We start from the raw sequence: 19,390 nt of genomic DNA, 5'->3' as shown, positions 1-19,390 counted from the left end.
ATTTGTGACTATGGATAATCTTCGTATCGTGTTCTGGGCCGGATTGCTGATATTGATCTGGCTGTGTATCCAGACCTGGCAACAGACTTTCCAGCCGCGCGCGGCCGATCCGGTCGCGGCCAGCGCCCCCACAGATACTGTTTCGGCACCAGCCGCAGCCTCAACCTCAACCGGTTTGCCGGCCTTGCCCGGCGCTATCCCCGCAGTTGCTCCGACCGCTACGCCGTCTGTGTCGCCTGTTGCGGCAGCGCCGGCCAGGCTTATCACGATCAAGACTGGCGTACTTGTAGCCAGGATCGATCTGCACGGTGGCGATCTCAGCTCGGTAGAACTCCCGACCTACCCGGTACACAAGGACCAGCCAAACGTTCCGCTGCAACTGCTGAACAGCGAGCCGGACGAATTTTTTGCCTTACAGAGTGGTTTGCGTGCAGCGGACCAGCAGCCCGAAGCCAACCACCTTTCTGAATACACGGCGGACGGTACGGAGTTTGTACTGGCCAAGGGTGCCGACGAGCTGATCGTGCCGCTCAAATGGCAGAGTCCATCGTCCGGACTGAGCGTCGAAAAGACTTTTCATTTTTACCGCGACAGTTTCAAGGTTGATCTTGAGTACACGGTGAATAACGCCGGGGCTGAACCCTATCGTGCTGCCAACTACCTGCAGATCCAGCGGCACTATGCGCCACCCAAGCGATCCATGTTCAATGTCGACAGCTATTCCTTCTATGGCCCGGTGGTCTACAACGGCAGCAAATACGAGAAGCTCAAAGTTACCGATCTCGCCGAGACACCATTTTCACAGTCTGTCGCGAAGGGCTGGATGGCAGCGATCCAGCATCATTTTCTTGCTGCCGCCATACCGCCAGGTGCTGAGACCTGGAGCTACGCGGGGCGTTTTGCGGACGAGCGCTTTCTGGTCAGCGCAATCGGGCCGCTGCAGACCGTCGCACCCGGCGAGTCGGCAAGCTTCAAATCGGAACTCTTTGTGGGTCCCAAGATCCAGTCAGAGCTGGCAGCCATCGCGCCGGGTCTGGATCTGACGGTCGACTATGGCCGCTTTGCCTTGCTGGCCCAGCCGCTGTTCTGGATTCTGCAGAAGATCCACAACGTTGTCGGCAACTGGGGTCTGGCCATCATCATCTGCACGCTGCTGATCAAGCTTGTTTTCTACAAGCTCAGTGAGACCAGCGGTCGTTCCATGGCCCGCATGCGCCAGATGCAGCCACGCATGAAGGCGCTGCAGGAACGCTACAAGGACGACAAGCAGGCGCTCAGCAGCGCGATGATGGATCTATACAAGAAAGAGAAGATCAACCCGGCAGCCGGCTGCCTGCCGATGCTCGTGCAGATTCCCTTCTTCATGGCCTTCTACTGGGTGCTGCTCGAAAGCGTCGAGATGCGCCAGGCGCCGTTCATGATGTGGATCACTGACCTTTCTTCAAGAGATCCCTATTTCGTGCTGCCCTTGTTGATGGGTGCGGCGATGTTCTTTCAACAAAAGCTCAACCCGCCACCACCCGATCCCGTGCAGGCAAAGATGATGCAGGCCATGCCGATTGTCATGACCGGCATGTTTGCCTTCTTCCCGGCCGGGCTGGTCGTTTACTGGTTGACCAACTCCGTGCTGTCGATCGCCCAGCAGTGGCGCATCAACAAGGTGCTTGGCGCCAACTGAGCCGGGGCCCCCAGGGCCCTGTGTTGTGCCGGGTGAGGAGACATGACGCAATCCAGCCTGACGATAGCTGGACGGGCCACGCCACCCGGGCGCGGCGGCATCGCCGTGATTCGCATTTCCGGACCCGCTGTGCGCGAGATCGCTGTCGCAGTGCTCGGCGAGTGCCCGCAGCCACGACACGCCGGCCTGCGTGACTTCCTCGATGCCGAAGCCCAGGCTATCGATGCCGGCATAGCCCTGTTCTTTCCGGCACCTGACTCATACACCGGTGAGGATGTCCTTGAACTGCAGTGTCATGGCGGTACCGTCGTGACCGAAATCCTGCTCGAGCGCGTACTGGCGCTCGGTGCCCGCATGGCGCGACCCGGCGAGTTTTCCGAACGGGCCTTCCTCAATGACAAACTTGATCTCCTGCAGGCCGAAGCCGTCGCCGACCTGATCGATGCCGGTTCGCGTGCCGCTGCGCGCGCGGCCCAGCGGTCGCTGCAGGGTGATTTCTCTGCTGCCGTCCTGGCGCTGAACGAGGAGGTGACCGGTCTGCGCATGTACATCGAGGCCGCCATCGATTTCCCCGACGAAGAGATCGAGCTGCTGGGCGACGCTGAACTCCGGCGGCGCATCGCCGTCGTTGCGGACGGCTTTGCGCAGCTCGAAAAGACCACCAGGCAGGGCTGCCTGTTACGCGACGGTCTGCATGTGGTGCTGGCCGGCCGCCCCAACAGCGGCAAGTCCAGCCTCTTCAATGCGCTCGCCGGCTACGCCGCGGCGATTGTCACCAGCCAGCCAGGCACGACCCGCGATCTGCTTCGCGAGCAGATCAACATCGACGGCCTCCCGCTGCATGTGGTCGATACGGCCGGCCTGCGCCCTACCGCTGATCCTGTCGAGCAGGAGGGAGTGGCGCGCACTCGCAGTCAACTTGGTGTTGCGGACCTGGCCTTGCTGGTCGTCGATGCCACCGATCCGGTCGATGTCCATGAGCTGCTGGGCGAGACACCGGCCGGAATACCGGTGATCATCGTGCGCAACAAGATTGATTTGAGCGGCGAACAGGCCGGCCCCGCACCCGGGTCCATGCACGGCCATCCGGTCATGCGCATTTCCGCGCTCGCCGGTAGGGGACTTGCCGAGCTCCGACAGACAATCAAGGCAGTTGCCGGGTTCAGCGATCCGGGCGAGGGCACGGTGATTGCCCGCCAGCGCCACCTCGATACGCTGCAACGGGCCCAGGGCCACTTCATGGCCGGCTGTCAGCTGCTTGAGCAACATCAGGCCGGCGAACTGCTGGCTGAGGAATTACTCCAGGTACAGAACGCGCTGGCGGAGATTAGCGGTGAGTTCAGCAGCGATGATCTGCTGGGCAGGATTTTTTCCGGCTTCTGTATCGGGAAATGAGCGGCGACGATCCTAGCCCGTCGCCGACATATCCGGCATGACGATGGCATTGGGACCGCCGTCCAGAGTCGCGCAATGGACGCGATTGCGGCCAGCGTTCCTGGCACCGCTGAGCGCCTGGTCGGCGCGGTCGATCAGGCTGGACACGGTTTCGCCGGGACGCAGTTCGGCGATGCCGATGGACACGGTCACCTGGTGCAGCCCCTCGAAGGGGCGACGCACGATTGCCTTGCGTATCCGTTCGGCACTGCGCAGTGCACCGCGCAGTGAGGTGAGCGGCAGGACGACGATGAATTCTTCGCCGCCCACCCGGCCCATCGCACTGCCGAGGCCGTTGCTGTTGACGCTGTCCATGGTGCGCAGCGCCCCGCGCACGCGCCGTGCAAAGGCGGCAAGGATCCGGTCGCCGGTGACATGGCCGAAGCGGTCGTTCATGTCCTTGAAGTGATCGATGTCCAGCAGACAGACACAGAGCGGGTCGCTGGTGCGCTCGGCGCGCGCTTTTTCGCGTGCCAGCATGTCGAGAATGGAGCGTCGGCCGTAAGAGTTGGTGAGCTGATCGCGCTCGGCCCGGCGCTGCACGCGCGCCAGTTCCTTCTGCAGTTCTGCATTGCTGGCCAGTAACCGCTGCCTTTCACCACGCAGGATCTCTGCGGTCGCGTGCAGCCCGAAGCCGATCACGCTGGCATACATGCCGGCGGCCAGCATTGGCGTACCGCTGGTGAAGTAGGCGTAGAGCGTGGCCCAGATCAGTCCCATCAGGACCTGGGCGGCAATGATCGTCGAAACGGTGGGTTGCTCGTCGCCCGGGATGCGCGTGAGTCCGACGAAGAGCCCACCGGTAAGGGCGATGCCGGCGATCAGGATCAGCCCGGCGCCCGTCGGCAGGGTGGCGATGCCCAGTGCATTGGCGAGCAGGGCGAGTCCGGCCCAGAGCGCATACAGCAGGACCGCGCGGATTTCGGCCCTTGCACCGCGTGGTGTCGTGGTGAAGCTGCTTGCTGCGGGTAGTCCGGTCGGGGAGGGAGCATCCATGCGGGCCGCCTTTTTGTTATGTTGCGCGCCACTTCCAGCAGCGGCGTGCCGCTGCGATACGATGAATGCTCGCACAGCCGTCGGTAGCCAAACTGTGACGAAGGTCTCATGCACAGGTGTACCGTATGTGCGCCGGTTTTCCATAACGCGGCCTGGTTCATGAACAGCACCTGCAGTTTTGATGTGATCGTGGTCGGTGGCGGCCACGCCGGTACCGAAGCGGCAGCGGCGGCAGCGCGTATGGGTGCGCATACGCTCTTGCTCACGCAGAACCTGGAAACTATCGGACAGATGAGCTGCAATCCGGCCATCGGCGGGATCGGCAAGGGTCACCTGACTCGCGAGATCGATGCCCTCGGCGGTCTGATGGCCACCGCCGCTGACCGAGCCGGCATCCACTTCCGTACGCTTAACGCCAGCAAGGGGCCGGCCGTGCGCGCGACACGCGCGCAGGCTGATCGCGTTCTTTATCGGCAGGCGATCCGCAGCCTGCTCGATGCGCAGCCGAATCTGCAGCTGTTCCAGCAGGGCGTCGAGGACCTGATCGTCGAGGGTGACCGGGTGGTGGGCGTAGTCACCCAGGGTGGTTTGAGCTTTCGTGCCTGTGCCGTGGTGCTCACGGTCGGTACTTTTCTCGCCGGCCGGATCCATGTGGGACTGACAAACTATTCCGGTGGCCGTGCCGGCGACCCGGCTTCGGTCGGTCTCGCGGGGCGGCTGCGCGAGCTGCCCTTTACGGTGGGCCGGCTCAAGACCGGCACGCCGCCACGAATCGATGGCCGCAGTGTCGATTTCAGCGCCATGCGGCCGCAGCCCGGTGACTCGCCAGCGCCGGTCTTCTCTTTTGTCGGCCGGCGTGCCGACCATCCGCAGCAGGTGGCCTGCCATATCACGCACACCACGGCGGAAACCCACGCACTGATCCGCGGAGCGCTCGACCGCTCACCCCTGTACACGGGCATGATCGAAGGTGTCGGGCCGCGCTACTGTCCGTCGATCGAAGACAAGATCGTGCGCTTTGCCGACAAGGAGTCGCACCAGATCTTTGTCGAGCCGGAGGGTTTGACCACCACCGAGCTGTATCCGAACGGTATCTCGACAAGCTTGCCCTTTGATGTTCAGCAGGCGCTGGTGCGCACGATTCCCGGTTTCAACAACGCGCGCATCACCCGTCCCGGCTATGCGATTGAATACGATTACTTTGATCCGCGCGGGCTCACGCCCACGCTGGAGACGAAGAGCCTGCGCGGACTCTGGTTTGCCGGGCAGATCAACGGCACGACTGGCTACGAAGAAGCCGGCGCGCAGGGGCTCGTCGCCGGCATCAATGCGGCGCTGACCGTGCGCGGCGAAGCCGGCTGGTATCCGCGCCGCGATGAGGCCTATATCGGCGTGCTGATCGATGACCTGATCACGCGCGGCACCAGCGAGCCCTACCGGATGTTCACCAGCCGGGCGGAATACCGGCTTCTGCTGCGCGAAGACAATGCCGACGCCCGCCTGACACCGGTTGGCCGGCGGCTGGGTCTCGTCGATGATCTGCGCTTCAGGATATTCACTGACAAGCAGGCAGCGATTGAAACAGAGCGCGAGCGCCTGGCGGAGATCATGGTGCGGCCGGCAGATCTTCCCAACCTTGCCGGAGACAATGCCGGCAGCGAGCTGCGCCGCGAGCATCGGGCGCTCGAACTGCTGCGGCGGCCGGAGATTTCCTGGGCCAGCCTGACCAGCCTGCCAGCCGTCGGTGCGCGGGTGATTCCCGCCGAGGAGAGCGCTGAGGTTACCGAACAGATCATCGCGCAGATCGAGACCGAGGCACGCTACGCCGGTTACGTGAAGCGCCAGCAGGAAGAGATCGTCCGGGCGCGCGCCTCACAGGAAGTGTCGCTGCCGCCGGACCTGGACTACGCGGCGATTCACGGCCTGTCACATGAGATCCGCCAGAAGCTGGACCGCCATCGTCCGGCAACGGTCGGTCAGGCCTCGCGCATATCGGGCGTCACGCCGGTTGCGGTCTCGCTGCTCCTCGTACACCTCAAGAAACGCCGGCCACGGCGATGAAACGAGGCCTTCAGGCGGCAGCGCTGACGGTCGTCTGTCTGCTGTCTGTTGCCTGCAGCCGTCACGACGAAGTACAGCTTCCCGCGCAGAGCCAGGGCGTCGGCGGTGCGAGCGGCCAGGAGCTGGCCGCCGTGCAGATCCTGCGCCGGGGTAACGGTACGGAACCCGAGACCCTGGATCCACATCGCGCGGTAGGTGTCACCGCTGCCAACGTGTTGCGAGATCTCTTCGAAGGCCTGGTCACCGAAGCCGCCGATGGCGAGCTGATACCCGGCGCTGCCGCGAGCTGGACGGTCAGCGATGACGGCCTCGTCTACACCTTCAAGCTGCAACCGGAGGGGCGCTGGAGCAACGGTGATCCGGTGACGGCGGATGACTTTGTCTACGGCCTGCGCCGCAGCGCGGATCCGGCCACCTTGTCCGAGTATTCGGCGATCCTCTATCCGATCGAAAATGCCGCTGAGGTCGTGGCCGGTACCCTGCCACCTGACCGTCTCGGCGTGCGGGCCATCGATGCGCAAACGCTGGAGATCCGTTTGCACGCGCCCACGCCCTATCTGCTCGGCCTGCTGACGCATGCGAGCACCTATCCCGTAAACCGGAAGTCGGTCGAGCAGTACGGCGCGCGTTTTGCACGACCGGGAAAGCTCGTCGGCAACGGGCCATTTCAGCTCAGCGAGTGGGTCGTTCAGTCGCATATCCGCCTGATACGCAACCCTTACTATCGGGACAACGTGCACACGACGCTCACCGAGGTCTGGTATTACCCCGTCGAGAATGCCGAGGCCGAGTTGAATCGCTACCGCGCTGGCGAACTCGACATGACCCAGACCATTCCCGCTCGCCAGATCGCCTGGCTGCGCAAGCACCTGCCGGACGAGCTGCATATCTCGCCCTACCTGGGCAGCTATGTCTTCGGCTTCAATACGACGCAGCCGCCGTTTCGCGATGCGCCGAAGCTGCGCAAGGCGCTGGCACTGGCGCTTGATCGCGACATCCTGACCAGCAGGATCAGCGGTGCCGGCGAGCTGCCGGCTTACAGCTGGGTACCGCCGGTGAGCGGCTACACGCAGCAGGTTCCGGACTGGGCGCACTGGACCCAGGCCCGGCGCAATGCGGAGGCACGCCGCTTGTACGCCGAGGCCGGGTATTCAGCCAGCCACCCGCTCCGCATGCAGCTGCTCTATAACACCGAGAGCAATCACCGGCGGCTCGCCGTGGCGATGGCAGCGATGTGGCGCGAGGTGCTGGGCGTTGAAACGGAATTGCTGAACCAGGAATGGCAGGTCTTCTTGCAGACCCGACGCTCACGCATCGATACGCAGCTCTTCCGCTATGGCTGGATCGGTGACTACAACGATCCCTATACCTTTGCCGAAATCCTCGAGTCGAAGCACGGGCTCAACGACATGGGTTACAGCAACCCGCGCTACGATGCGTTGCTTGCGGCGGCGGCGCGCGACGGCAATCCGGTCACTCGCATGGCGGCGCTCGGGGAAGCGGAGCGCGTCATGCTCGATGACATGCCGATCATTCCGCTCTACTTCTATGTCAGCAAACAGATGGTCAAACCCTGGGTGGCTGGTTTCGAGCCCAATATCATGGACCACCATCCCAGCCGCCATCTTCGCATCCTCGAGCACTGAGTCCGGTCTGAACGCATGCTGAGTCTTCTGCGCAAGCGTCTGCTCGAAGCGGTTCCCACGCTGCTGGTGCTGCTCGCCGCAACGTTCTTCCTGATTCGTGCAGCGCCGGGCGGCCCCTTCGACAGCGAAAAGCGCCTGCCGGTGGAAATCGAGGCCAATCTGCGTGCGGCCTATCATCTGGACGAACCGCTCTGGCAGCAGTTCGGCCGCTACCTCTGGAATCTGGCCCATGCGGATTTCGGACCGTCCTTCCAGTATCGTGACCGGACCGTGACGGAACTCATCGCCGGCGGCTTTCCGGTGTCGCTGCAGCTCGGTGCGCTGGCGATGCTGCTGGCAGTCAGCGTCGGTGTGACGCTTGGCAGTCTGGCGGCCCTGCGCCAGAACCGGCCGGCCGACTACGCCACGATGGCCGTCGCGATGACCGGTATCTCGGTGCCGAACTTCGTGCTGGCACCCCTGCTCGTGCTGGTATTTGCGGTACTCGCCGGCTGGCTCCCGGCCGGCGGTCTGGGCGGCGGCGCCTGGCAGAATCTGGTGCTGCCCGTTGTATCACTGGCGCTCACGCAGGTGGCCTACATCGCGCGGCTGACCCGCGGCAGCATGATCGAAGTGCTCGGCAGCCCCTTCATCCGTACCGCACGCGCGCAGGGTTTGCCGATGCGCACGATCCTGTTGCGCCACGCACTCAGACCCGCCCTGATTCCGGTGATTTCCTATCTTGGTCCGGCCACCGCCGGACTGATCACCGGCTCGGTAGTGATCGAACAGATCTTCGGCCTGCCGGGTCTAGGCCGTTACTTCGTGCAGGGTGCGCTCAACCGCGACTACACGCTGGTGATGGGCATCGTCGTGTTCTACGGCGCGCTGATCATTCTCTTCAACCTTGTCGTGGACCTGCTCTACGGCTGGCTCGACCCGCGAGCGCGGCAATGAGCGCGGTAACTCCGGCTGTCGAAGCACCGCGCAGCCTGTGGTCCGATGCCGGCTACGCATTGCGCCGCAATCGCGCGGCGATGACCGCCGCCGTCGTGCTGGGCGTGCTTGCGTTGCTCGTGGTTTTCGGTCCCGCACTCAGCCCGTACAGCTTCGACAAGCCCGACTGGGATCACATCGCCATGCCGCCGACGCTGGCGGATGGCCACCTGTTCGGCACCGATGCGCTCGGCCGGGATCTCCTGAGTCGTACCCTGCAGGGTGGCCGCATGTCGCTGCTGGTCGGTCTCGTTTCGACGATCGTCAGCCTGGTGATCGGCATCGCCTGGGGCGCGACCGCCGGTTTCATCGGCGGACGTACCGACCGGATCATGATGCGCATCGTCGACATCCTCTACGCGCTGCCCTTCATGTTCCTGGTGATCCTGCTGATGGTGCTGTTCGGCCGGCAGATCGTGCTGATCTTCGTCGCGATCGGTGCGATCAACTGGCTCGACATGGCGCGCATCGTCCGCGGCCAGACACTGGGGCTGAAGCAGCGCGAGTTCATCGAGGCTGCGCGCGTATCAGGCGTACGTACCGGCTACATCATCCTGCGCCATATCGTGCCCAATCTGCTCGGTGTGGTGGTGATCTACGTGACGCTCACCATCCCGCAGGTGATCCTCGTCGAATCCTTCCTGAGCTTTCTCGGCCTCGGCGTGCAGGAGCCGATGACCTCCTGGGGCGCGCTGGTCAGCGAGGGCGCACAGGAGATGGAGAATGCGCCGTGGATGCTGGTGTTTCCCTCGCTGTTCCTGGCGCTCACGCTGTTCTGCTTCAATTTTCTCGGTGACGGGCTGCGTGATGCGCTGGACCCGCGTGACCGGAGCCGGGCATGAGCACACTGCTCGAAGTTGCCGGCCTCAACGTGTCCTTCGCGACCCGTGAAGGTCCGGTACAGGCGGTTCGCGAACTCTCCTTCAGCCTCGGTTCCGGCGAAGTTCTCGGCATCGTCGGCGAGTCGGGTTCGGGCAAGACACAGGCGGCCCTCGCACTGACCGGCCTGCTGGCGGGAAATGGCCGCATGAGCGGGAGCGTGCTGTTCGACGGCCGGCAGCTCGCCGGCTTGCCGGAACCGGCGCTTGCCGACATCCGCGGCGCACGGATTGCGATGATCTTCCAGGACCCGATGACGGCGCTGAACCCCTACCTGACCATCGGTGCCCAGATGGCGCTGGTCTTGAAGCGCCACCGCAGGCTGCGCGCCGCCGCCGCGCTTGCCGAGTGCGAGCGGCTTCTGACAGCGGTCCGCATCACCGACGCTGGCCAGCGTCTGCACATGTATCCGCACGAACTTTCCGGCGGCATGCGCCAGCGCGTGATGATCGCCACCGCCCTGTTGTGCCGGCCGTCCCTGTTGATCGCCGATGAGCCGACCACCGCGCTGGATGTCACGGTACAGGCACAGATCCTCGCGCTGATGGCCGAGCTGCGCGCCGACTTCAACACGGCGGTGATCCTCATCACGCACGACATGGGCATTGCCGCCGGCAGCTGTGATCGCTTGCTGGTCATGCGCAATGGCCAGTGTGTCGAGCAGGGCGGTGTAGAGCAGGTCTTCCGTTCGCCGCGCTCGACGTACACGCAGGAGCTGCTCGCAGCGGTGCCGCGACTAGATGCCGGCAGCGTGCGCTCGCCCTTGCCGGATGGACCACCGCTGCTCGAAGTCAGCGATCTCGCCGTGCATTACCGCGTGCCAGCCGCGGGTATTTCGTCCCGGCACCGGATGCTGCGTGCCCTGGACGGCGTCGCGCTGAGCCTCGCCCCTGGTGAAACCCTGGGAGTGGTTGGCGAGTCCGGCTGCGGCAAGTCGACGCTGGCGCGCGCCGTGCTGCGACTGGTGGCGCCGGCACATGGCCGGGTGTGTCTGCTCGGCACCGAGCTTGCCGGCTTGTCCGAGGGCGAGGTGCGGCCGTTCCGTCGCGACATGCAGCTGGTGTTCCAGGATCCGCTGGCGGCGCTCGATCCGCGCATGACCGTGCGCGATATCGTCGCGGAGCCGCTCCGGGCATTCGAGGCGCAGCTCAGCGAAGCTGCGCTTGGTGCGCGGATCAGCGCCGCGCTGACCCAGGTCGGGCTGGATCCCGCCTGGATGAACCGCTATCCGCACCAGTTTTCCGGCGGCCAGTGCCAGCGTATCGGCATTGCCCGGGCGCTGGTGCTGAAGCCGCAGCTGCTGGTCTGTGACGAGGCGGTCAGTGCACTTGATGTGACCGTGCAGGCGCAGATCATCGCGCTGCTGCTGGAGCTGCAGGCAGAGCTGGGCCTGGCGATGATCTTCATCGCGCACGATCTGGCTGTGGTGCGCCGGATCAGTCACCGGATCATGGTGATGTATCTGGGTCGCGTCATGGAGACGGCCGATGCGGTATCCCTGTGCGCGGCTCCGCTGCATCCCTACACTCGTGCGCTGATCGCGGCCGCACCCATCCCTGATCCGCAGCTCGAACGACAAAGAAAACGCGTGCTGGCGACGGGTGAAGTGCCTTCGCTGCTTGTGCCGCCCACAGGTTGCCCGTTCCGGACCCGTTGCAGCCATGCTGTCGATCGCTGCGCCAGCGAGATGCCGGCGCTGCGCTTGATCGCGAACAGCACCGTCGCCTGCCATCGGGCCGGTGAGATCTGAACCAGGATCCGCGATCAGGGTATCAGGACGTCGAAGCTCGCATTCACCTGGGCATCGAGGCTGATTTCTCCCGGCGTATAGCTGGCACCGGAGTCCGCCTCGGCTGCCATGGCGGACATGCGCATCATCGGGCCGGGTGGCCGTGGCTGACTGCTGTGCGCATCGATGTTGCGCAGCGCGCCCAGCTTCACGCCGAGCGTGTCGGCGATCCGCTGCGCATTGCTGCGTGCATCGGTGGCCGCTGCGGCCAGTGCCTGCCGGGCCAGCTCGCGGCGCTGGCTGTTGTCGAGTTCCGGTGGCGACACTTCATTGACGCCGGCATTGATTGCTCCCTCGATCAGCTCACCGAGCTTGTCGAGGTCATTGAGTTCGACCTCCAGCTGGCGCTGGACGAAATAACCCGTGAACACCTGCAGCCCCTGCTTCTGGTCCCAGCGGTACTCCGGCTGGATGGTCAGGCCGGCCGTGCGCACCTTCGATTCCTTGATGCCCAGCCGGCTGCACAGGGCGATGAAGTCCCGGCTCACCTTTACGGTCGCATCGCGCGCTGCCTGCATGTTCAGATCGCGGCGCTGCACCGCGAGACGCAGCCGGGCGACATCCGGCACGGCATCGACGGTACCCGTGCCGGACACCGAGATCGTGCGCGGCGCCTCGTCTGCCCCCGCCGCAAGGGATGTGGCAAAGGGGATTGCGAGCAGACAGATCACCAGCAGCCCGGAACGGATATACATGTGCGGTTTTCCCGTCAATGGAAGTGTGGAGTCTGGACGCAGTCTGGAATTAGCGGCTGGGTGTCACTAACATAGCCGCCGGTCATACCTGCTTCAACCCCCGGCGCGGGCTCTTCACGGGCGAAGGCGCTGGCAAATAACCAAGGCACAGCATATGCGCACGATTCTGCCCGCACTCTTTCTGACTGCTTCGGCCCTGCTCATGGGTGTGACGCCGGCAACGGCGCAGGATACGGGCGATGCCGTGCGCGGATCGAAGCTGGCCGATACCTGCATGGGCTGTCACGGCATCGTCGGTTATCGCAATGCCTATCCTTCTTACTCGGTACCGGAACTCGCCGGCCAGCATCCTGAATACCTCTACATCGCGCTGCAGGGTTACAAGGCGCAAACGCGCATACACCCGACCATGCATGCCCAGGCGACGAGCCTGAGCGACCAGGATATGCGCGACCTGACCGCCTTCCTGGCCGGCAGCGCACCGCTGAAAACCGGTCCAGCCGTGGACGGACCGGGCAAGGAAAAGGCCGTTACCTGCGTCGCCTGCCATGGCGAGGGCGGCCATAGCCAGATGCCGAACTGGCCGGTACTCGCAGGCCAGAAGGCTGATTACATCGAGCACGCACTGCACCAGTACAAGAACGGCGAGCGCAAGGACCCGATCATGGGCAGCCAGGCCGCTGCGCTTTCCGACGCGGATATTCACGCACTGGCCAGCTACTTCGCCGCACAACCAGGGCTGCAGACCGCCGCCTACAAGAAAAAATAGCGCGTCGCACACGCCTCCACTGGCGAGGAGCCAGCATGGATTCTTTCAAGGCACTGCGCATACACCAGGAAGATGGCCGGATCGTGCCACGCCTGGAGCAGCTCTGCCTCGACCAGCTGAGCCCCGGCGACGTGGTCATCCGTGGCGAATACTCGAGCGTCAACTACAAGGATGCGCTCGCCGCGACCGGCAAGGGGCGCATCCTGCGGCGCTTTCCGCTGGTTGGCGGCGTGGACCTGGCAGGTACGGTGGTCAGCTCGACCGATCCACGCTGCCAGCCCGGCGACCGCGTGGTCGTGACCGGCGGGGGTCTGAGCGAAACCCACGACGGTGGTTTCAGTGAATATGCGCGGGTGCCCGGCGAATGGGTCATTCCGCTGCCTGATGGGCTCGATGCGCGCACCGCGATGAGTTTCGGTACCGCCGGCTTCACCGCCGCGCTTGCCATTCATCGCCTCGAGCAGAACGGCCTGAGTCCCGATCTCGGTCCGGTCATCGTTACCGGCGCCACCGGCGGCGTGGGCAGTTTTGCCGTCGCGATGCTCGCCGAACGCGGCTACCAGGTCACGGCGCTGACCCGCAAGACAACGGCCGGCGAGTACCTGAAGGGACTGGGCGCCAGCGCCATCATGCCGCTGGATGAGGTGGATGCCGGCACACAGCCGCTCAAGAAAGCGATGTGGGGCGGCGCCATCGACAATCTGGGCGGAGCTACCCTGGCCTGGCTGACCCGCACCACCCTTAACTGGGGCAGCATCGCCAGCGTCGGGCTGACACAGGGCACCGAGCTCAATACCACCGTCCTGCCCTTCATCCTGCGCGGTGTGAGCGTACTCGGCATCAATGCGGTTGAAGTTCCGCGCAAGGTGCGCCTTGAAATCTGGCAGCGGCTGGCCGGCGAGTTCAGAACCGCGGCGCTGGGCCGGATCGCGAGCCGGGAAATCGGCCTCGATCAGCTGATTGCCGAGCTGCCGGCCTGGATCGATGCCACCGTGGTCGGGCGCTGCCTGGTCCGGCTGGCCTGAGCAGCGGATCACGCAAGGCATTGGCTATACTGACCCCGTCGGCCGGATCGCCGGAAGAACTGCTCCGCAAATACCTCCCCGAACTTGGCCTGGGCGCCGATGAAAGGCTGGTGGGCGCGCTGGCCGGCTATTTGCGCCTGCTCGACAAGTGGAATCAGGCCTTCAATCTCACCAGCGTCCGTGATCCGGGGGAGATGGTGACACGGCATGTGCTGGACTCCCTGTCGGCGCGGCACTTCCTCAAGGGCGGGCGCGTGCTTGATGTCGGTTGCGGCGCTGGCCTGCCGGGAATTCCGCTGGCGCTGGTCGACCCTGAGCGGAGCTTCACCTTGCTGGATTCGGGGCTGAAAAAGGTACGTTTCGTGCGGCAGGCGATCGGCGAACTCAAGATCGGTAATGCCAGCGCAGTACAGACAAGAATCGAGGACTACGCGCCGATGCAGCTGTTCGATACGGTCACTTCCCGCGCCTTTGCCGCCCTGCCGGACTTCATACGCGGCGCCGGGCGGCTGGTTGCGCCAGGTGGCAGACTGCTGGCCATGAAGGGTCGTCTGCCCACCGATGAGATTGAAGCGCTGCCCGAGGGCTGGGAAATCGAAGCGGTCACTGCCGTGCAGGTCCCCGGCCTCGATGCGGAGCGCCACATGATCGTGGTCGGCCGCCGGGCTGACGGCACCGGGGCCGCCTCATGAGTCGCGTCATCGCGGTCACCAACCAGAAAGGCGGTGTGGGCAAGACCACGACCACCGTCAATCTTGCCGCCTCGCTGGCAGCGCTCGAGCGACGCGTGCTGCTGGTCGATCTCGATCCGCAGGGCAACGCGACCACGGGCTGCGGCATCGACAAGCAGGCGCTCGAAGCCTCGACCTGTGAGGTGTTGCTCGGCGAGGCCCAGGCGCTGGACGCCATCGTGTCGGTGACGAATGCCGGCTTCGCGGTGCTGCCCGCCAACGCGGACCTGACCGCTGCCGAAGTGCGCCTGCTCCAGGAAATCGGCCGGGAAATGCGCCTGCGCAAGGCACTCGAGCCGGTACGCGGACTGTACGACTACGTGCTCATCGATTGCCCGCCGACCATCAACATGCTCACCCTCAACGCGCTGACCGCCGCCGACGGGGTGCTGATCCCGATCCAGTGCGAGTTCTATGCACTCGAAGGGCTGTCGGCGCTGCTGGAAACCGTGAAGCAGGTGCGCAATACGGTGAATCCCGAACTCAATATCGAAGGTCTGCTGCGCACCATGTACGACCCGCGCAACCGGTTGGCGACCGATGTGTCGGCCGAGCTGGAGAAGCTGTTCCGCGACAAGGTCTACAAGACGCTGATCCCGCGCAATGTGCGGCTCGCCGAGGCGCCGAGTTTCGGACTGCCGGCGCTGCTGCACGATCGCAGCTCGCGGGGCGCGCAGGCCTACATGGAGCTGGCAGCGGAAGTGCTGGCCGACGAAACGGCTGCCGGCACCGCTGACAGCCAATCGGGCTAGAATGCCGCCGGTTCGGGCGATCCCGGAAAGACAGGCGAAAACACCATGGTAGTAAAGCGAACTGGCCTCGGGCGCGGCCTGGAAGCCCTGCTCGGCAACCCCGGTGATGCTGGCCAGACCGCAGCTCCCGCTGAAGGAAGCGCCAAGAAAGCCGCCGAGGGGCTGCGCTCACTGCCCGTCGATCTGCTGGTGCGCGGTGTCTATCAGCCGCGCCACGACATGCACCATGAGTCGCTGGAGGATCTGGCCAGCTCGATCCGCACCCAGGGCGTGATCCAGCCGATCGTCGTGCGCCTGCTGGCGGACAAAGGTCCTGGCAATACCCCGAAGTACGAAATCATCGCCGGCGAGCGCCGCTGGCGGGCGGCGCAGATGGCCGGGCTCCAGTCCGTGCCGGTCGTGGTCCGCGATGTCCCCGATTCCGATGCGATCGTGATGTCGCTGATCGAGAACATCCAGCGCGAGGACCTGAGCCCGCTGGAGGAGGCGATGGCCGTGCGCCGGCTCATCGACGAATTCGGTCTGACCCACGAAGCGGCTGCCGATGCCATCGGCCGGTCCCGGGTTGCCGTGTCCAACCTGCTGCGACTCATGCAACTCGGTGAAGTGGCCCGTGAGCTGCTCGAGAAGCGGGCCATCGAAATGGGCCATGCCCGTGCCCTGCTGGGACTGACTGACAGCCGGATGCAGGCCGAGGTTTCCCGTCTGGTCGCCACCAAGGGCTTGTCCGTCCGCGAGACCGAGCGGCTGGTCAAGCGCATGCAGGAAGGTCAGGCGAACAAGAGCGGCAAGGCGCAGTCGCAGTCCAAGGATCCAGATGTGCGGCGGCTGGAAAACGACCTGGCCGAAAAACTCGGTGCAAGGGTTTCGATTCAGCACGGCCGCGGCGGCAAGGGAAAGGTTGTGGTTGCCTACAACAGCCTCGACGAACTCGATGGCATCCTGGCCCATATCAACTAGCTGCAATCGGGCTGAAAGCAGCCAGGGGCAAGGCTTTCAGGCAGATCGCATAAAGTGACAGATTATTAACAGCATATCGACACTGACCATATATTTGCTGGCCAGGCGCGGGCCTGCCGAGCCACTTGGGGATTCTGCCTGTGGCCGGTGAATCGCACTTGATTGCACGCTGCATCATCTCTAGACTTCCGCGCCTTCGCAGCGCGTTGCGCTGATTACAGTTGCCACATGACTGGCGCGACGCAGAACCAGAAAGTGCTGCGCCGGGCCGCGTATCGCCTCGCTGCCTGGCAGGCCGCCCTGACATTCGGGGTAGCCGCAGTCGCCGCTGCGGTCGGCGGGGTTGAGGCAGCACAGTCGGCATTGATGGGCGGTGGCATCAGCATCGTCGCGGGCCTCTATCAGGCACTGCGGATGTTCAGCGGCCAGGCGGCCCTGCAACCCGAACGCTTTATGCGCTCGGTCTATACAGGTGAAGCGATAAAGATCGCCCTGACGGTGGCGCTCTTTATCGTGGTGATCCGGGTCATGCGCCCGCAGTTCGCGCCAATGATCGTCGCCTATGCGGCGACCTTTGTCGTCTATCTGGTGGCGCTCGGTACGGGTTATCCCTGGATGCGGAATGATTTCGGTGCGGCTAAGCTTCCCGGCCCGGTAAATGGCCGCGACAGCCCTAACGACGACTAGAACCAGGACGACGGTAAGCAAGGCATGTCAGCAGAAGCCCATACCCCTGCCGATTACATCCGCCACCACCTCACCCACCTGCAGGTCTGCAAGACCGATGAAGGCTGGGTGTGGAACGAGTGCGCCGGCAATTTCATGGCCATCAACGTGGATTCCATGTTTTTCTCGGTCGGCCTGCTGATCTTCCTGTGCTGGCTGTTCAGGCGCGTGGCCGTCAAGGCCACCACGCGCGAGCCGGGACGGATACAGGCGATGGTGGAACTCATCTACGATGTGGTCGATTCCAGCGTACGCAGTACCTTTCACGGCAAGAGCAATCTGATCGCACCCCTGGCGCTGACCATCGTGTCCTGGGTCTTCATGATGAATCTGCTCGACCTGATTCCGGTCGATTTCGTCCCCTACGCCGTCGAGCAGCCCGGGATCGCCGAATTCCTGCGCATCGTGCCCACCGCTGATGTGAACGTGACCTTCGGCATGTCACTTTCCGTTTTCGCGCTGGTGATCTTCTACAGCATCAAGATGAAGGGGGCGGGCGGCTTTCTCAGTGAGCTGACCATGAACCCGCTCAACCCGAAGACCCTCGGCATGCCCCTGCTGGCCTGGCCGCTGGTGATCGCCTTCAATTTCCTGCTCGAGAGCGTGGCCCTGCTGGCCAAGCCGCTTTCGCTCGCCCTGCGTCTCTTCGGCAACATGTATGCCGGCGAGCTGATGTTCATATTGATCGCCCTGCTGGGAATCTGGCAGCTGCCCCTGCACTTCCCCTGGGCGGTGTTCCACATTCTGATCATTACCTTGCAGGCCTACATCTTCATGATGCTCACCATCGTCTACCTGAGTCAGGCGCACGAGCATCACTAGACTGACCGGAACCGTAGCCAGCACCAATCCAGAAAACCTTGTCCACAACACTTTGATAACGAGCCAGGAGTAACCGATGGAAACTGTAATTGCCTCAACTGCGATCGCCGTCGCGCTGATGATGGGCCTGAGTGCGCTCGCCGTAGGCATCGGCATGGGCCTGCTCGGCGGCCGCTTCCTCGAAGCGTGCGCCCGCCAGCCCGAACTGGCCAACATGCTGACCACCAAGATGTTCCTTGCCGTCGCACTGCTCGACGCCGTGGCCATGATCGGTGTGGGTATCGCGCTGTTCTTCGCCTTCGCCAATCCCTTCATTGGCCAGCTGCAGTCAGCTGTCGGCGGTTAAGGCAGGGCTTTACAGCCCCGGCTTGATAGCAGGAGTCATGCGGTGAATATCAATCTCACGTTGCTCGGTCAGGCGATCGCGATGGCGGTCTTCGTCTGGTTCTGCATGAAGTATGTCTGGCCTCCGCTCATGCAGATCATCGAAGAGCGGCAGCAGCAGATCGCTGACGGACTGGCAGCTGCCGACAAGGGTGCCCGCTCCTTCGAAGAAGCGCAGACGCGCATCGCCGCGCTGGTTGAAGAAGCGCGCGGACAGGCACGCACCATCATCGACCAGGCGCAGACCCGCGCCAACGACATCGTCGATGAGGCGCGTACCGATGCTGATCAGGAGCGTGAGCGCATCATCCAGGCAGGCAAGGCCGATATCGACCAGCAGATCAACCGTGCCCGCGATGAGCTGCGGGCCCAGGTTGCGTCGATCGCGGTCGCCGGTGCCGAGAAGATCCTGGCGCGGGAAATCGATGCCCGTGCCCACCAGGATCTGCTCGACAAGCTCGTGGCACAGATCTAGGAACCTGCGCGAATGACCGATCACGCCTTTGCCGCCCGCCCCTACGCCCAGGCAGTTTTCGAGATTGCCAAAGCGACCGGCGATTTCCGTTCCTGGTCAGCGTTTCTGCAGCTGGCAGCAACCCTGGTCATGGATCCGGATCTTGGCAAGACCTTGCGGGCACCCGGCAGCGACGTGGACAAGATCGCTGTGGCAATGGCGGACATCTGCCGTGAACAGCTCGGCAGCCAGGCCTTCGCAGGCGACGGCGCCCGCGACACAGCCACCAACTTCCTGCGCCTGCTTGGCGAGAACCGCCGCCTTCCCGCCCTGCCGGACATCGCGGGGCGCTACGAGGTACTCCGGGCTGAAGCAGAAAATACTCTCGACGTGGTGCTGACTTCGGCATCCGCGGTGGATGAGGGACAACAGTCCCGGATTGCGGCGTCGCTCAGGCAGCGCCTCGGCCGGGAAATCCGGATCAGCGTAAAGCTCGATCCGGCACTGATCGGCGGTGCGCGTCTCCAGATCGGAGATCGCGTCATCGACGGCAGCGTACGTACAGGACTGGACAAACTGGCAACCGCCCTGAGCGTCTGAGGCACGGCCTCCAG

General features: G+C 64.0%; 19 protein-coding genes. 17 read left to right on the top strand and 2 right to left on the bottom strand.

Annotation, left to right across the window (positions count from 1 at the left end):
- Positions 1-10: 10 nt before the first annotated feature.
- Complete coding sequence (yidC, locus tag H6979_08000; GenBank protein MCP5139783.1) at positions 11-1,678, top strand: membrane protein insertase YidC; 1,668 nt, start codon at positions 11-13, stop codon at positions 1,676-1,678.
- A 42-nt stretch (positions 1,679-1,720) separates the two neighbouring features.
- Positions 1,721-3,073, top strand: coding sequence for a tRNA uridine-5-carboxymethylaminomethyl(34) synthesis GTPase MnmE (gene mnmE / locus H6979_07995; GenBank protein ID MCP5139782.1), 1,353 nt, complete (start codon positions 1,721-1,723; stop codon positions 3,071-3,073).
- A gap of 12 nt (positions 3,074-3,085) precedes the next feature.
- Here mnmE and H6979_07990 read toward each other — a convergent pair whose 3' ends face one another.
- Positions 3,086-4,108: a GGDEF domain-containing protein gene (locus H6979_07990; GenBank protein MCP5139781.1), complete on the bottom strand. Its 1,023-nt coding sequence runs from the start codon at positions 4,106-4,108 to the stop codon at positions 3,086-3,088.
- A 159-nt stretch (positions 4,109-4,267) separates the two neighbouring features.
- Here H6979_07990 and mnmG point away from each other — a divergent pair, with 159 nt between their 5' ends.
- From mnmG to H6979_07965, 5 genes are read left to right on the top strand one after another with little or no spacing between them, the layout of a single operon-like run.
- Positions 4,268-6,169 (top strand): tRNA uridine-5-carboxymethylaminomethyl(34) synthesis enzyme MnmG, encoded by a 1,902-nt coding sequence (gene mnmG / locus H6979_07985; protein MCP5139780.1) that lies wholly within the window; start codon positions 4,268-4,270, stop codon positions 6,167-6,169.
- The gene (locus H6979_07980; GenBank protein MCP5139779.1) at positions 6,166-7,815 is read left to right on the top strand and encodes a peptide ABC transporter substrate-binding protein; all 1,650 of its coding nucleotides are present in this window, start codon (positions 6,166-6,168) and stop codon (positions 7,813-7,815) included. Before mnmG ends, H6979_07980 begins: the two co-directional genes overlap by 4 nt.
- A gap of 15 nt (positions 7,816-7,830) precedes the next feature.
- Positions 7,831-8,751: an oligopeptide ABC transporter permease OppB gene (gene oppB, locus H6979_07975; GenBank protein ID MCP5139778.1), complete on the top strand. Its 921-nt coding sequence runs from the start codon at positions 7,831-7,833 to the stop codon at positions 8,749-8,751.
- Positions 8,748-9,632: an ABC transporter permease subunit gene (locus H6979_07970; GenBank protein MCP5139777.1), complete on the top strand. Its 885-nt coding sequence runs from the start codon at positions 8,748-8,750 to the stop codon at positions 9,630-9,632. Before oppB ends, H6979_07970 begins: the two co-directional genes overlap by 4 nt.
- Positions 9,629-11,419, top strand: coding sequence for an ABC transporter ATP-binding protein (locus H6979_07965; protein MCP5139776.1), 1,791 nt, complete (start codon positions 9,629-9,631; stop codon positions 11,417-11,419). Before H6979_07970 ends, H6979_07965 begins: the two co-directional genes overlap by 4 nt.
- 14 nt (positions 11,420-11,433) lie before the next feature.
- On the opposite strand, the gene H6979_07960 is transcribed toward H6979_07965, so the two are convergent.
- Complete coding sequence (locus H6979_07960) at positions 11,434-12,153, bottom strand: SIMPL domain-containing protein (GenBank protein ID MCP5139775.1); 720 nt, start codon at positions 12,151-12,153, stop codon at positions 11,434-11,436.
- Between the two features lie 154 nt (positions 12,154-12,307).
- On the opposite strand from H6979_07960, the gene H6979_07955 reads away from it, so the two are divergent.
- The 10 genes from H6979_07955 to H6979_07910 all read left to right on the top strand — a co-directional run bounded on the left by H6979_07955 (position 12,308) and on the right by H6979_07910 (position 19,376).
- On the top strand, positions 12,308-12,922 hold the full coding sequence (locus H6979_07955; protein MCP5139774.1) for a cytochrome c: 615 nt from the start codon (positions 12,308-12,310) through the stop codon (positions 12,920-12,922).
- Positions 12,923-12,957: 35 nt separating this feature from the next.
- On the top strand, positions 12,958-13,947 hold the full coding sequence (locus H6979_07950; GenBank protein MCP5139773.1) for an oxidoreductase: 990 nt from the start codon (positions 12,958-12,960) through the stop codon (positions 13,945-13,947).
- 29 nt (positions 13,948-13,976) lie between these two features.
- On the top strand, positions 13,977-14,639 hold the full coding sequence (rsmG, locus tag H6979_07945; GenBank protein MCP5139772.1) for a 16S rRNA (guanine(527)-N(7))-methyltransferase RsmG: 663 nt from the start codon (positions 13,977-13,979) through the stop codon (positions 14,637-14,639).
- On the top strand, positions 14,636-15,430 hold the full coding sequence (locus H6979_07940; protein ID MCP5139771.1) for a ParA family protein: 795 nt from the start codon (positions 14,636-14,638) through the stop codon (positions 15,428-15,430). Before rsmG ends, H6979_07940 begins: the two co-directional genes overlap by 4 nt.
- Before the next feature lie 45 nt (positions 15,431-15,475).
- Positions 15,476-16,390, top strand: coding sequence for a ParB/RepB/Spo0J family partition protein (locus H6979_07935; GenBank protein MCP5139770.1), 915 nt, complete (start codon positions 15,476-15,478; stop codon positions 16,388-16,390).
- A 228-nt stretch (positions 16,391-16,618) separates the two neighbouring features.
- Positions 16,619-17,077, top strand: a complete 459-nt coding sequence (locus H6979_07930) for an ATP synthase subunit I (protein ID MCP5139769.1) — start codon at positions 16,619-16,621, stop codon at positions 17,075-17,077.
- 24 nt (positions 17,078-17,101) lie between these two features.
- Positions 17,102-17,938, top strand: coding sequence for a F0F1 ATP synthase subunit A (gene atpB, locus H6979_07925; protein MCP5139768.1), 837 nt, complete (start codon positions 17,102-17,104; stop codon positions 17,936-17,938).
- A gap of 76 nt (positions 17,939-18,014) precedes the next feature.
- Complete coding sequence (atpE, locus tag H6979_07920) at positions 18,015-18,284, top strand: F0F1 ATP synthase subunit C (protein MCP5139767.1); 270 nt, start codon at positions 18,015-18,017, stop codon at positions 18,282-18,284.
- A 42-nt stretch (positions 18,285-18,326) separates the two neighbouring features.
- Positions 18,327-18,797 (top strand): F0F1 ATP synthase subunit B, encoded by a 471-nt coding sequence (locus tag H6979_07915; GenBank protein ID MCP5139766.1) that lies wholly within the window; start codon positions 18,327-18,329, stop codon positions 18,795-18,797.
- Positions 18,798-18,809: 12 nt separating this feature from the next.
- Positions 18,810-19,376 (top strand): F0F1 ATP synthase subunit delta, encoded by a 567-nt coding sequence (locus H6979_07910; GenBank protein MCP5139765.1) that lies wholly within the window; start codon positions 18,810-18,812, stop codon positions 19,374-19,376.
- The last annotated feature ends 14 nt before the right edge of the window (positions 19,377-19,390 follow it).

The sequence above is a fragment of the Chromatiales bacterium genome (assembly GCA_024234935.1).
Taxonomy (GTDB): domain Bacteria; phylum Pseudomonadota; class Gammaproteobacteria; order Steroidobacterales.
The sequence above is the reverse complement of the archived record's forward strand: the minus strand, read 5'-3'. Positions and strand labels throughout refer to the sequence as shown.